Consider the following 15526-nt stretch of genomic DNA (forward strand, 5'->3'; position numbering starts at 1 on the left):
CTGATTCCTTATCGGGATTGCGAGATTATTTCATTTTCATTGGCAATAAAATACTTTGCGCATATCCTTCGACTTCGCTCAGGAGGATAAAAATAGCAGAAAGTAAAACACAAATTCGCATCTTACATTTCACTTTTCACAATTTAAAATTGCATTAAAATAACATTAGAGCCTTCATGACAATTCTAATAATCTTCTAATTGTTTTATTTAGATTAAATTTAAATTATCATATAAGTTTGCACCACTTTACACGCAGACTCAATATGAGAACAACTATACTACTATTTTTATTTACCATTACAGCTTGGTCACAGACTGGAAAAATTACAGGAAAAGTCTATTTTACAAATAACGAAACTGCTTTTGGAGCGTCGGTTCAAATTTCAGGAACAAAGAAATATGTTGTAGTCGATAATGATGGCCAATTTGAAATAAAAGGTTTGGCTTACGGAAGCTACAACTTAGAAATTTCTTCTATGGAGGCTAAACCAAAAACAGTGAATATTTCTGTTAATCGTCCGTTACATCAGATCAATATTGCATTAGAAAAAATAACAGATCCGAAAGCGCTTAAAGAAGTAAAAATTGAGAAAAAGACCTTCAAAAAAGATATTATAGAAAAAGGATTTGCAGTTAATGTGATTGAAACGCAAGAAGCGGCAAAAAGAAATTTGCAAACCAATGATTTATTAGACCGTTCTGGTGGTGTTAGAATCAGACAAAATGGAGGATTAGGCTCTGCAGTTACTTATAATATCAATGGAATGTCTGGAAATGCGATTCGAATTTTTATTGATGGTGTTCCAATTCAAACTTATGGAGCGTCTTTTAGCTTGAATAGTATACCGCCCGCTTTAATTGAAAGAATTGAAGTTTTTAAAGGAGTTGTTCCAGCTTATTTAGCCGATGATTCTCTTGGAGGAGCCATTAATGTGGTTTTGAAAAAAGGTGCTAAAAACAGTTTAAATGCTTCTGTTTCTTATGGTTCATTCAATACTGTACAATCGAATGTTAATGCTTCTTTCAGAGATAAAAACGGATTTACAGTTAAAGCAAATGCATTTCAGAATTACTCTGACAATGATTATGAAGTTTGGGGAAAATGGGTTTACAATATCGCACCAAACGGGCGTTACGAATACATTCGCGCTAAGCGATTTGAAAGCATGTACCGATCTTTTGGAGGAAGATTGGAAGCTGGTTTTACCAATGTAGATTGGGCAGACAATCTTCTTATCAGTTACAATGGTTCTCAGGATTACAACCAGATTCAGCACGGACAATACATGACTAAACCTTACAAGGGACGTTTTAACGAATCTGCTGCGAATGTTTTTAGTCTGAATTACAGCAAAAAAGACTTTCTAATTAAGAATCTTGATTTTTCTCTTATTACCGTTTACAGCCATAGAAACGACGTGATCAATGATACTGTAAAATGGAATTACAATTGGAATGGCGAAAAAGCGCTTGGTCTATATGGCCAGCCTATTTTGACTAATACTGGAGCGCAACAAGGCGCAGCAACTATCAATCATATGAGGTCGGATATTTTTAATACTCGAGCAGGTTTAAGTTATTCGATTACCGAAAATCATAAAGTGCTTGTCAATGCTATGACTTATATTCTGGATAGAAATGATTTTGATGAAATGCAACCAGAAATTACACGAAATTTTGTTATCACAAGAGATTTAGCTAAAACTGTTTCTTCATTCGCTTATGAAATGATAGCATTTCAATCTCGATTAAGGACGAATCTTTTTGTCAAAAATTACAACTTGAAAAATGAACAGAGAGATCCGCAAGTTGTAACTGAAAATGGTCAGAATGTCGTAAGAGAAGTCGTTACTTCTAAAAGAACAAATTATACAGGTTACGGAATGGCTGCTTCTTATTCTATTCTTCCAAAAGTAATGGTTATGGCTTCTGCTGAAAAAGCTATTAGATTGCCTTCAGAAAATGAAATATTTGGTAATCCTGGAGAAAATATCATTAGCAATTCTGGATTAAAACCAGAACAGAGCAATAACTTCAATGCAGGTCTTCGTTTTGGTCCGTATGAAATGAATAATCATAAGCTTACGGTTTCAGGAAATGCTTTTTGGAGAAATACTGAAGATAAAATTGTTCGCCAAATTAGTGATCGTGTAAATGAGGCAATCCAGGCTTCTCCGTTTGTGAATTTAGGAAAAGCACAATCTGTTGGTTTTGAAGCTTCTTTCCAATATTCTTATCATAACCGCTTTTTTGCTGGGATGAATCTTTCCAAATTCAATTCGCTGTTTAAAGACAAATACGATAAAAACGGAAACATTCTGCCGAATTATAACAAACAGCTTCCGAATGAACCTTTCTTTAATTTAAATGCCAATCTTCAGTACAACTTTAGAAATGTAATTCAAAGCAAATCAGAATTGAATCTGTATTACTACTGTGGTTATGTAGCACCGTTTTATACTTCGTGGTTAGAAACTGATACAACTACAGCACAATTTCCTCAAGATTTAGGTTTGAGCTATGTTTTTCCGAACAAACAATTCACAGTAAGTTTTGATGCTCGAAATGTTTTTGACGAACAGGTTTATGACAATTTCGCAGCTCAAAAACCAGGAAGAGCCTTTTATCTAAAAATCAACTATACCTTAAATAAATTTTAATCATTCAATAAATAACTAATTTTTAAATGCTATAAAAATGAAAAAAAACACATTTAAATTATTTACCTCTAGCCTACTTCTTGGTGCACTTGCATTGACTACGGCTTGCAGCAGCGACGATAACAAAAATTCAGAACCAGTTAACCCAGTGACAGATGGCCGTTGGATTACCGTAGCTGGAGCAGTAATGCAGACCGATCCAGGTGATGGAAATGGCGGCACAAAAGTTTACGCAATCAGCAAAGAAAATGCTATTGACCCTAACTTTTCTGTAAACGTTTACGATAATGGTTCGCCTGTACAATCTAGCAGAACGGCTCGTTTGCAATCTTCTGTAGACGGAAACACACTTTTCAATATCACTTATACAGGTGCGAATGGTGGTGAATTTATGACATACAAAGTAAACGGCGGAAGCAATTTTGCAGAATCTCAGGCAAAAGTAAATATTTCGCAATATGCTGGTACTTCTCCAAGATGGGTAAAACTTTTTGATGGTGATAAAACTGGTGTTGCAGTAAACGTGGCTACTCCGATTGTTAATATAAACGAAGACAAGTCATACAAAAATACAAGAGGAAAAGCTACTGTATTATCTTTAGACATGCAGAATACTTTAATCTCAGCTTACAAACAATACGATATTGCTTTAACTGCTGAGGAAGAAGCGCAAGGACACCACATTTTCCGTTTGGATGCTCCAACATTAAACAAAGCAGGAAACAAATTAATTATCGGAACATGGATGCGTAAAACAAATCTAGCTGATCCTTCAAAAAATGAAAGTTCATTTACACGTTTAGGTTCAAAATCTGTAGTTGTTGATTATCCTTCTTTAGAAAATCCAGTTGTAATTACTTCAAAAGTTGGCTTTGGAGATACTAGCGGATACAGAAGTTTTAACAGTTTTGTGGCTACTGATGGAAACATTTACCAAGCTACACAAAGAGATACTCAAAAAGGTTCTTATATTTTGAAAATTGACCAAAACAATCAATACGATGATAATTATGTATTTAGTTTAGATACGGCTTTGGGAGTTAAAGGAAGTTACATTGATGCTTGGAGATATGCTGGAAACGGAATCGCTTATGCTGTATATACTTTTGAAGGAACTAACCAAGGCTACTTAGCTAGATTAGATTTAAACACAAGAACGGCTCAAAAAGTTGAAGGTATTGACTACGACGCTGATTTAGATTTTGGACAATATCAAGGTTTTGTTGTTGATGGAAACAACTTCTATGTCGCTGTTACTCCAGTTGGAAAAGACGGTAACATTTATGTAATTGATATTCCTTCTGGAAAAGTTACTAAAGGTGCCAAATTGGTAAACAAACCAGGAAACCACTACATCGGGGTATTCTAAGAAATACGGACTGTGAAAACAGTCTGTGAACAATTCTCATTTTGAGATTTTTTTTTTAAAATTGGAACATTCCGCTTCTATTCGTAGTAAGCGGAATGTTTGCTTTTATGATTAGAATTTTGAAGCAAATTCTTTAGCAAAATCTTCCAATTTGATTTTACCTTCAACTTTACCATCATGGTTTAAGAAATCGGCTGCGATAGTTTCATTGCGCAAACCTGATCCCATTTCGGTGTACAAACCAGCCATTTCTTCTGGAACTCCTGCTTGTGTCATTCCCCCTAAATATTGCTCGTCTGTAAATTCGATCCAAGGAAGTTCTGGTTTGTCAATTGCAGCTCCGAAAGCTTTAACAATTTCTGAAGGTGTTTTTACATCACTAATGATATAGCGAATGTTTTTCCCTTCCTGAGTTTTCTGTAATTCTTCTGCCGCAGCCACCGCAATATCTTCAGGATGTACTAACGGAATGCGATTTGATGCTGGAAAATTGGCCCCCATTATTCCCGCTCCTTTTATCATTGGGATATCGTTGAAGAAATTAATGTAGAAATATCCCGCTCTTAAAAACGTAATAGAAATATCCAATTTCTCGTAAATCTTCTCAATATTATGCAAACCTGCAATTGGTCCGTTTCCTGTCGGCAAATCGGCTCCAATGCTGCTTAGCATTACTACTCTTTTAATGTTGGCTGTTTGGATTGCTTTCGCGAAAGCGTCACCAGCATCTGTAGTGTTTTTAATGATATTTATTCCACCCATATTTGGAGGTGTCATTGCAAAAAGAGCGTCTGCACCTGCAAAAGTTCGAGAAAGAAAATCGGTATCGCTAACTGATCCGATTGCGGCTTTTGCTCCTAAATTTTCGATTGCGTTTTTACGATCCGCATTACTGCTAACAACGGTTACATCGTGTCCCGATTTTACTAATTGTACCGCTAAAGGCTTTCCTATATTTCCTAATGAACCTGTAATTATAATTTTCATCTTAAAATGTTTTTTTATTTAACAAGACAAAGGTATCTTTGTACTTACTTTTACACAAGTACTTACTCTAAAGTATGTATCATGACAGCAATTAAAGAATCGTCTACTATTCAGGAAAACAAGCAGTATGCTTTGGAAAAATGTCCCGTAACTTTTGTTATGGAGAAAATTGGAGGCTACTGGAAACCTATAATTTTATATCATTTATCGACTGGAGATAAACGTTACAGCGAATTGAAAAGAGCAATTCCGGCTGTAACAGAAAAAATGCTTATTCAGCATTTAAAACAATTAGAGGCAGACGGATTGGTAATTCGAGAAGCAAAACCTGTTGTGCCGCCATTTGTAACCTATAAATTAAGTAATGCAGGAACTGGTCTGCTTCCTGTTATCGATGCCATGGCTTCATGGGCTTTTAAAGTGAAAGACGGCGTCTATAACATCTAAATAGAACACCGTCTTGCTCAAGCAAAAACTAACTAATTTATTTTTAATTCTGTTTAATAAAAAACAGTTTTTCTTCGTAATTGGCAATCTGTGTGAGGGCATTAAAAATATATTTTGCAACCAATGCTCCTCCTTCTGAATTAATCAGTTCAATGTCGTCGTCTGGCGTGTGGTATTGCGGATGCCCGCCTGTATGAAAACCAACTGCTGAAATTGAATCTTTGTAGAAAGAAACGTGATCTGAACCTCCAACATCGCCTGCAAATACAATCGGATTTAATCCGCTGTTTTGTTGCAGTTTCTTCATTAATTCTACTCCGTTTGGAAAAGTTCCTGCTCCGCCCATATAAAGCTCTTTTTTATCATTTAATCTTCCGACCATATCCATATTCAGCATAACTTTTACAGCTTCTTTTGGAACTGGTAAATGATTAATGAAATATTTTGAACCCAGCAATCCTTCTTCTTCTCCGCTAAACGAAATAAAAATTATGCTTCTTTTGGGTTTCACTTTCAATTTCGAAACTTCTTCTAAAATGCACAACAAAGCCGATACTCCAGAAGCATTATCATCTGCTCCGTTATGAATGGCAAAAGCTTCTTTCCTTTTACTTCCAGAACCTTGTCCGCCCCACCCCCAATGATCGTAATGCGCTCCGATTACAATGTATTCGTTTTTCAAATTAGAATCTGAACCTTCGATATAACCTACAACATTCTGCGTTGCCACAGAATCAGATTTCATTTTATTAATGCCTTCTTTGACAAAAAGATGGAATGGCTGATAATAAGAATTATTGAATTCTTTTAAACCATATTTTTTAAAATACTTCTGAATATAAGCTGCTGCTTCGTTATTTCCTTTAGTTCCCGGAAAACGGCCTTCTAATTTATCAGACGAAAGATATTTATCGTGTTTATAAAAAGTCTGCGCCATTTGTGCATTCACTAAAGTGCAGTAAAAGAAAATAGTTGCAATGAGGAGTTTTAGTTTCATAATTGTTTAATCTATAAATCAGACACGGATGATACAGATTTGCTTTGCAAAGAAGCGGTAAAAACGGATTTTTTCTTGATTATTTTTTATAAAGTCAGTACAAATCTGCCTTTCATGAAGTGAATCCGTTTTAACTGAGTTTATTTACTCGAAGATTATAAATCAAAAGAAGTATGTTTGATATATTTTCGATCATAAGTATACAGTACGTGTATTTTTTTATCTGTGGTCTGGATTATCGCAGGGTAACTGAACTCTCCTTTTTCCTGTTTTTCTAAATCGAATAATTTAGTCCATTTAAGGCCATCTTGAGAATATTCTACATCCAAGATATTTCTTCCGTTGAACCAGTCTTTCCCGATTGGAAGCGGATTATTAACTAGTAAAAATAAGTTTTTGTTGACTGTCAAAGCATCAATACCAGAATTCGAATTGATGACATTTATGGTATTCGTTCTAATCCAGCTTTTCCCGTTGTCTCCCGACCAGCTCGAAACCACTTTATTGTGTTTGCTTCTAGACAGCATCTGAATATCGCTCTTGCCATGAATTAAAAATGTTGGCTGAATGACATCAAAATTCTGATTGTTTTCTACCGCTATTTTCTTCCAAGAATCTGTTGCTTCTGTATATTCTTCAACATGTACTCGCCATTCGTCTGTGTTGACACTTTCTGTACTGCTTCCGCATAAAATTACGCCAGGAGAAGTTTCAATTGGTTTATTTCGAATTGGACCTAAAAATCCTTCTGGAAGATATTTCGGTTCTCCCCAGGTTGTTCCGTTATCTTTCGAAACAATCATAGCGCCAAACCATTCTCTCGGATTTTTTCCAATTTTATAAAACAAATATAAATTCTCGCTTTTGCTTTTAAACAATACCGGATTCCAGCAAGGAAGTGTATCACCTTTTTTAATCAATGGCTGAATTAAGTTTTTAGGTGCCGACCATTTTTTGTCTTTGTAAGCCGAAATGTAAATTCCGACATCTTTTGCGCCTTCATATTTTCCGCCAAACCAAGCTGCTAAAATTTCGTTTGGTTTGTATTCAACCAAAGTCGACGCGTGGCTGTTTGTTGTAACAGGCGGATCTGCAATATAACTGCTTTCAATATTTACGGCCTTCAGTTGTGCTTTTATTTCATTAGAAAAAAGAAATAAAACCAATAGAGCCACTACAGTATATTTTGTCTTTAAAATCATTTTATTTTGATAAAATTTAATATTAACCTACTGCTTGAAATTATTAAACACATATTCCCGAAGCTACGGGACTATGTGTTCAAGTAATTTTGTTATTCCTAAAAGGAATTTTTTTAACGAATTAGAGCTGGGGCAAAAATTCACTAGCTTAATTATAAAACAAAAGGAGAGTTACCCCTCCTTCTGCTCAAGTAACAAATCGATTGATCTTTTACTTTACCAAATTAATTATTTTGTGTCCCACCAAAGTCTTGTTCCACCTGAATCTGGGCCTCCTAATTTAGAAACTCCATCTTCTACAGCAGTTTTGTTTGATGAGTACTCATTTGTAGTGTAAATAATTCTCTTCATTAAAGATTTACCAACTCCAGCATCTGGGTTATCAGTATTTAAAACTGGATAGATTACTTTAGCATCGCTTCTACGTAAATCTGACCAAGCTTCCCAAGATTCTGGGAAAATTGCAAGGTATTTTTGAACCGCAATTTGAGTTCTTTGATCAGCAGTAGATGCAGACCAAGCAACTGGCAATTTAACTGGAATATCTTGCAAATCTAAAGTTGGAAATAATGTCAAGATGTTTGGCAATGTTGGCAATGTTGTTCCAGCAATGTAAGCGTTAATTTCAGCTGGTTCAGTAACTCCCCATTGCGCAAGCGATAATCTAATACCTGTTTCATACAAAGTTTTAGCATCAGCTCCCATATTCCATCCATTCAAAGCTCCTTCTGCTCTACTCAAGTAGTTTTCAGAAGCCATAAAGATTTCAATGTTTTTAGTTTCGCTAAGTGTGTTATTAGGACCATTTCCTAAAACCTCATTGTTAAAAGCAGAGAATTTAGTCGTACCAAATTGATCTTCTAAACCTCCAACTGGATTACCTCTATACACTTTTACAGCTGCTTCTGCATCAAGTGGAGCAAACCATTTTGCTAAACGCGGATCGTTGTAACCAACTAAGATACTTTCCATAGAAGCAGTCATTACATACCCCCAGCTGTTTACAATCATGTTTAAATTGTTTGGAGTAATGTTACTAGCTTTAAAGTAAGCATTTTGAGCATTAGTCTCTATAACTCCAGCAGCTACCGCAGCTTCTGCTTGAGTTTTTGCTGTTGCAGGTTCTTTATCAGAAATTCTTAATGCCAAACGTAGTCTCATACTGTTTCCAAAGACTCTCCATCTGTCAACACTTCCTGCATAAACTCTATCATTTGGGGCAAGAGAGGCAACCGAAGTTGCAGAAGTAGAAGCTAATGTAGCATTTGCTTCGTCTAATAGTTTAAAGAAGTCTGCATAAATAAATTCTACACTGTCGTAAGGAACTTTTTCTTTTCCGTTACCAGCTTCAGTGTAAGGAATTGGTCCGTAAGCATCAACCATTTGGTTGTACATGAAAACCTTCCAGATTTTTAAGATTGCAGTAGCTTCTGCATTTCCTTCAGATGCTTTGAAAGCATTTGATAAAGCTGGAGCAGCAACTGTGTAAAATCTTGTCCATCCTCTTCCTTCGTATCCGTTAACGAAAGCATTTCTTTCAGTTCCATATCCACAGTTTAAGTAGTGGATAAAAGTTGAAGATAAAATACCTGTAGCAATACCCCAAGTACCTTGATCATCTACACCTGGAGATGAATAAGAACCATTGTGAATACCAGCATATAGTGCAGATGCAAATGCAGGACCTGCTAATGTAGCATCTAACTGATCTTCAGTCAATGAATTAGGATCTTTGTTGATTTCGTCGAAATCCTTTGTACAACTAGAGAAAGTTGACAGCATTGCTATCGCAAGTCCTAGTGTTTTTATTTTTAAACTATATTTCATGATATCTCTTTTTTAATTAAAATCCGAATTTAACATTAACTCCATATTCTCTCGTTGAAGGAATGTTGAAAGATTCTATCCCTTGTAAGTTTCCTGTACCTGCACCAGCTTCTGGATCAAAGTATTTAGCTTCGTTTAAGAAGAAGAACAAGTTTCTACCTACTAATGAGAAATCGATGCTTGAAAATCCTGAGTTACCTAATAAACGTTTTGGCATTGAGTAACCAAAAACAAGCTCTCTTAATCTGATGTTTGTAGCATCATAAACAAATGGCTCTGCGATTGGAGTTCTTTGACCGATTGCTGTCCAATATTGTTCAGCATTGATGCTTGTTGTGTTTTGAGTGTAAGTTCCGTTTCCGTTATCTACAACACCATCAACAATGATTCCACCATTTCTTCCTGCTAAAGTAATATCACTTACCCCTAAACCAGCTTGTCTAGCTTGAGTGTATGAAATAACCTCACCACCAATTCTGAAATCAACTAAGAAGCTTAAAGAGAAATCTTTGTATTTAAAGTTGTTTTTGAAACCTGCAGTCCAATCTGGGTTAAAGTTACCAGCACGAACATCAAAACCATTTGTTGCCAATGGAATACCTGCACTATTTACAAGAACTTGTCCAGCTTCATTTCTTTGGAAACCTTTGATGTATAAGTCACCATACTCACCACCTTGAACAACTTTACTTCTCACTAAACGTCCTTCACCGATTACTAACTCATCACGTCCTTCAAAGATAGATTTTACTTTTGACTTATAAGAAGCGTAGTTTGCTGTAATATCCCAAGAAAAGTTCTCAGTTTGAATTGGCGTTGCAGTAAGCGTTAACTCGATACCTTTATTTTCAATATCTCCACCATTTACGATTGCTCTAGAATATCCAGAAGGCTCAGGAGTGTTGATGTAGAAAATTTGGTTGTTTGTTAATGTATTAAAGTATGTGAAATCTAAACCTAAACGGTTGTTGAAAAATCTAACATCTACACCAAACTCGCTAGAAGAAGAAATCTCAGGTTTCAAGTTTGGATTCGCTTTTGTACTTTCTCCGTATAACATACCACCGTTTCCACCAATGTATCTATATCTCTGATCTAATTCGTAAGGATTTGTATCGTTTCCAACTTGTGCGTAAGAAGCTCTTACTTTAGCAAAGCTAATTGTTTCTGGCAATGTAAACATATCAGAAAGAACAGCAGAAAGTCCGAAAGATGGGTAGAAATAGTCTTGTGGTAAAGTAGAAGACCAGTCATTTCTAGCTGTTAAATCTAAGAATAAATAGTTTCTGAAACCAATTTGACCAAATCCGTAAACAGAGTTAATTCTTTTTTCTGAAGCTGTAGAAGTAGATTGAACTGTTTGAACGTTTCCAAGTGCAAAGTAGTTTCTTTTACTTAAAACACCACCAGAGCTTAAAGCTGAATTATTTTGTTGCAATGAACTCGCACCACCATTAAGACCGATAGAGAAATCTCCGAATTTTTCACTATAAGCCAATAATGCATCGATGTTTAACTCGCTTACTGTTTCATAAGATTCGCTATATGAACCCATGTTGCTGTTGAAAGCTGCAGTTGCATATCTGTTTCTTACGTTTCTATTTGTCATTTGGTCTAAACCAGCTCTACCTTGTAAGCTTAATGTTTTAGTAAACTCATATTTAAGAGAAGCTAAACCAATAAATCTATTTCTTTTATCTGTACGAGCATCATCTCTTAAAGCTGACCAGAATGGGTTTCCACCTGGAGCTCCTGTTTCGTCAAGGAAATAGTTTACTTGTCTTTGTCCTGCAGCATCAACATATTCGAAATTTTTATAATCGTTATAAGCAATACTACGAGGCAATAAATAAGCAGATGTTCCGATAGACTCTTCACCAGTTCTCAATAAGTTATCGATATCCTGAACGATGTAGTTTGTTTTTACATCTAATGATAATTTATCAGAGATTTTGCTTGTCAATCTTAAGTTAAGATTATGTCTGTCCATTTGGTTTCCTCCAACAATACCTTCAGCACGTGTGTTAGTATAAGAGAAATAACCTTGCGCTTTTTCGTTACCAGAAGTAACTGTCAAAGTGTTTGCTAAGTTATAACCTGTTTTGTAGAAATCAATAACGTTGTTTGGCTGTGGAGAATAGCTTTGTGTAGCTGGTCCAGCATAATTTGGATTACGAACTAACTGCCAAGCAGATACCTGACGACCATCTAAAGGTGCTCCCCAGCTTGAGCTTGAGTTAGAAACATAGTTTCCGTTTGTACCTTGTCCGTACTCATTTTGTAAATTCATCAAGTTATAAGCAGAAGAAGCCATAAAGTTAGATGATAACGAAACTGAAGTTTTTCCAGATTTTCCAGATTTAGTAGTAATTACGATTACACCATTTGATGCTCTAGAACCGTAAAGAGCTGCTGCAGATGGTCCTTTCAAAACAGTCATCGAAGCAATATCTTCTGGGTTAATGTTAGAGATACCATCAGGTTGTGTAGTTCCTCCTGTATCAATATCAGGATTTGTACTAGTTGTTCCATTACTAATTGGCACACCATCTACTACATAAAGAGGTTGGTTGTTTCCATTAAGAGATCTGTTACCTCTTAAAGTAATTCTAGAAGAAGAACCTACACCATTAGAAGTTGTAGAGAAGTTAAGACCTGCAACTTTACCAGAAAGTGAGTTGGCAACGTTTAATGATCTAGCTTCAGACAATTCATCTACAGCAATGTTTTGTGCAGAATAAGTAATTGCTTTTTTCTCTCTTTTAATACCAAGAGCGGTTACAACAACCTCTCCTAATTGTTGTGTGTCTGCTCCTAAAGCTACATTGATTGTAGTTTGAGTACCAACAGCAACTTCTTTTTTAGCAGATCCTACATAAGAAAAAACTAAAACTGCTGATTGATTAGGAACATTAATGCTGTATTTACCATCAAAATCTGATGAAGAACTGGTTTTAGTTCCTTTAACAATAATATTTGCTCCAGGAATTGGAATCCCCGTTTGAGCATCTGTTATCGTTCCTTTTACTGTAGTCTGTGCTTCTAGGTTTTGGAACCCAAAAAGGCATATGACAAACAGTAATTTTAGTACGCTTTTAATCATATTAGTTGTTTTTTTAGAGTTAATAACATGTTAAATTTAAGAATACGTTTTGTTAACAATACATTATTTCGACAAATGACAATTTTGCAAAGGTGTTGGTGAAAGTTTACGTCAAAATTGAAAGAAAACGTTTTCATTTGTAATCCAACTCTTCCTTATTTTAAAGGCCAAAATCTATTAATCTAATAGATTTTGGCCTTTTTTAATTGTATTCACTTTTTTAACTAAAAATCGTTTAAAATTATGCTGTATTTAACGCTTTTTAGTTCGAAACTTTGAATTGGGTTTTTAGAACATCTGTTGAGTTTCCGCCAACCATTACTTCGAAGTCTCCTGGTTCAACAACAAACTGTAACTTCCTGTTATACAGACCTAATTCATCTTTTGTAAGTGTGAATTCTACATTTTTAGTTTCTCCTTTTTTAACATTTAATCTGTTAAAACCTCTTAAAGTTTTTTCTGGAGTCGTTACAGAACTGTAAACATCATTTACATATAATTGCACCACTTCATCTCCATCCAAATTTCCAACATTTTTCACATCAACCGAAACTTTTACTTCTCCGTTTGGTTTAATTTCGTTTGAACTGATCTTTAAATTTGAATATTCAAACTTCGTATAACTCAATCCGTAACCGAAAGTATATAATGGATTTTCACTTTCTGCCACATATCTGTGAATCGCAGACGGTTTTTGATTATAGTATATAGGTAACTGCCCAACTGATTTTGGAACTGTAATTGGCAATCTTCCTCCTGGATTGTAATCTCCAAATAAAACATCAGCCACAGCTCTTCCTCCAAATTCTCCTGGGAACCATCCCTCTAAAACTGCTGGAATATTATCTGCAATCCAATTTGTAGAAAGCGGACGGCCATTTAACAACACACAAACTACTGGAGTTCCTGTTTTCTGAATTGCTTCGATCAATTCTTGCTGAATTCCGTGTAAATTCAAATCAGCAACGTCTCTGTTTTCTTCAACCAATTCGTTTGATTCTCCTAAAACCACAATCGCAACATCTGCTTTTTTAGCCGCTTCAATAGCTGGCTGCATGTTTACTTTTTCTAAGTTCCAACGCAAGTGAGCTCTAGCTCCCCAGCCTCCTTCCCACATTTCAATGCGGACTTTGTATTTTTTACCAGCTTCGATATTTTTTGGAGTTGTAACAATGCTTGTCGCACCTTTTGTCCAGTTGTCGATAACTAATTGATCATCAACCCACATTCTGATTCCATCATCTGAACTTAAACCTAACCAACCATCAAATGATTTGTCTGATTGAATATAACCTGTCCAACGAATAGAGAAATCATCAACATTAACTCCATCTCCAGGAGCCCAAGGCCAGTCAAACTCTAATTGATTGTCAATACGAGTTAAAGCTGGAGTTCCTTCTAAATTTCTGTTATTGAAATATTCTCCTTTTAATCCGTTTTGAGATCCGTCTGAAGTAAATAAATATTTAGATGGAATAGCTTGACCTTTTACAATAAGCGGTACACCTTCTTCATAAACAACATTAGCCGTTTTTCCCATTACTTGCTGAACACCTTCAAAAACGGTTACACCAACACTATTTTTAGGAGAATAACCTCCAAGTCTTGAAGCATTTGCATTTGGTCCGATAACAGCAATGTTTTTAAGATTTTTACTTAAAGGTAAAATATTGTTTTCATTTTTCAATAAAACCATTGATTTTTGAGCTGCTTCTAAAGCAACTGCTTGGTTTTCTTTAGTATGAAAACGCTCTTTAATCAGATTTTTATCTGTGAACGGATTTTCGAATAATCCTAATAAGAATTTCAAACGTAAAACTGCTCCCGCTGCACGGTCGATGTTTTCCATTGTCAATTTCTTTTCATTTACTAATTCAATTACAGTATTTTGCCAAAATTCATTTGAAAAATCATAAAACTGCATATCAACACCCGCAGAAACTGCTTCTCTAATACTTTCTTTTGGAGAATCAGAAACTTTATGTGTAGTCTGAATGTATTTAATAGCTCCTAAATCTGAAACTACAAGTCCTTTAAAACCCCATTCATTCCTCAAAACATCAGTCAATAACCAGTGATTTGCAGCACAAGGAATTCCGTCTAACTCAGAATATGCACACATTGTTCCTAAAGCACCACCTTTTGTAAATGCTTTTTGGAAAGATGGCAAATGATCTTCTCTTGCGGAACGTTCTCCAACTAAAATTGGAGAAGAATTCCCTCCTGCTTGTGGAATACCATGAACCGCAAAGTGCTTAGGTTCAGCAATAATAGAACGATCTGATTTTAAATCATCTCCTTGCAATCCTTTGATGAATGCCAAACCAATTTCGCTATTTAAGAAAGCATCTTCTCCAAAAGTTTCAGCAACTCTTCCCCATCTTGGTTCGCGTCCTAAATCTAAGTTTGGCCCAAAACCAAAATGAACTCCATGCGCTCTGGCTTCCATACCAATTACTTTTCCAACTTTGTCGATAACAGAGGTATCCCAAGTTGCCCCAAGTCCGATGTTCATTGGGAAAGTTGTACTTCCTTCGTCTAAATATCCGTGAAGCATTTCACACATAATCAAAGCTGGAATTCCCCAACGGTTTCCTTTAATTACATTGGTTTGAAGGTCATTGATCATTTTTGCTGAACGCGGATAAAGATCATGAATCGCTCCAATTCCTAATTTTCCGATTTTTTCAGCCGATTTACCTTTAGCGAAATCTTCTTTTTCTTTAAAAAAATCTCCTCTATACATATCCATCTGACGCACTTTTTCTTCTAGCGTCATATGGCTTAACAAGTCTTTTACTCTGTCTTCAACAGGTGCTTTTGCATCTTGATACAGATACTTTTTCTGGGCGTGGGCTTGGTTTAAAAAACCAACAGCCATTACAAAAATAATGGCCGTTTTCCTCATTCTTAATTGTAACATAGTTGTGTG

The 15526-nt window shown here is 35.6% G+C and carries 9 protein-coding genes; 3 read left to right on the top strand and 6 right to left on the bottom strand.

All coding sequences use genetic code 11. The annotated features are described in order from the left end of the window. The first annotated feature begins 265 nt into the window (after positions 1-265). Together QLQ96_RS18805 and QLQ96_RS18810 are read left to right on the top strand one after the other, a co-directional pair. On the top strand, positions 266-2662 hold the full coding sequence (locus QLQ96_RS18805) for a TonB-dependent receptor (RefSeq protein ID WP_482492449.1): 2397 nt from the start codon (positions 266-268) through the stop codon (positions 2660-2662). Between the two features lie 37 nt (positions 2663-2699). Continuing rightward, positions 2700-4031 carry a hypothetical protein gene (locus QLQ96_RS18810; RefSeq protein WP_482492450.1) on the top strand — a complete coding sequence of 444 codons (1332 nt, stop codon included), beginning with the start codon at positions 2700-2702 and terminating at the stop codon, positions 4029-4031. Between the two features lie 111 nt (positions 4032-4142). Here the strand turns inward: QLQ96_RS18810 and QLQ96_RS18815 are convergent, their stop codons facing one another. Then, positions 4143-5018: an NmrA family NAD(P)-binding protein gene (locus QLQ96_RS18815; RefSeq protein WP_482492452.1), complete on the bottom strand. Its 876-nt coding sequence runs from the start codon at positions 5016-5018 to the stop codon at positions 4143-4145. 81 nt (positions 5019-5099) lie between these two features. Here QLQ96_RS18815 and QLQ96_RS18820 point away from each other — a divergent pair, with 81 nt between their 5' ends. Continuing rightward, the gene (locus QLQ96_RS18820; RefSeq protein WP_482492453.1) at positions 5100-5465 is read left to right on the top strand and encodes a winged helix-turn-helix transcriptional regulator; all 366 of its coding nucleotides are present in this window, start codon (positions 5100-5102) and stop codon (positions 5463-5465) included. Between the two features lie 43 nt (positions 5466-5508). Here QLQ96_RS18820 and QLQ96_RS18825 read toward each other — a convergent pair whose 3' ends face one another. The 5 genes from QLQ96_RS18825 to QLQ96_RS18845 all read right to left on the bottom strand — a co-directional run bounded on the left by QLQ96_RS18825 (position 5509) and on the right by QLQ96_RS18845 (position 15517). Beyond that, positions 5509-6462, bottom strand: coding sequence for a M20/M25/M40 family metallo-hydrolase (locus QLQ96_RS18825; RefSeq protein WP_482492454.1), 954 nt, complete (start codon positions 6460-6462; stop codon positions 5509-5511). Between the two features lie 155 nt (positions 6463-6617). Then, positions 6618-7664, bottom strand: coding sequence for a sialidase family protein (locus QLQ96_RS18830; RefSeq protein ID WP_482492455.1), 1047 nt, complete (start codon positions 7662-7664; stop codon positions 6618-6620). Positions 7665-7892: 228 nt separating this feature from the next. Next, a complete protein-coding gene (locus QLQ96_RS18835; protein WP_482492457.1) occupies positions 7893-9491 on the bottom strand; it encodes a SusD/RagB family nutrient-binding outer membrane lipoprotein in 1599 nt (532 codons plus the stop codon). Between the two features lie 16 nt (positions 9492-9507). Continuing rightward, on the bottom strand, positions 9508-12594 hold the full coding sequence (locus QLQ96_RS18840) for a SusC/RagA family TonB-linked outer membrane protein (RefSeq protein ID WP_482492458.1): 3087 nt from the start codon (positions 12592-12594) through the stop codon (positions 9508-9510). Positions 12595-12856: 262 nt separating this feature from the next. Next, positions 12857-15517, bottom strand: a complete 2661-nt coding sequence (locus tag QLQ96_RS18845; RefSeq protein WP_482492459.1) for a glycoside hydrolase family 3 N-terminal domain-containing protein — start codon at positions 15515-15517, stop codon at positions 12857-12859. Between the last annotated feature and the right edge of the window lie 9 nt (positions 15518-15526).

The organism is Flavobacterium sp. B167r, from assembly GCF_056824315.1.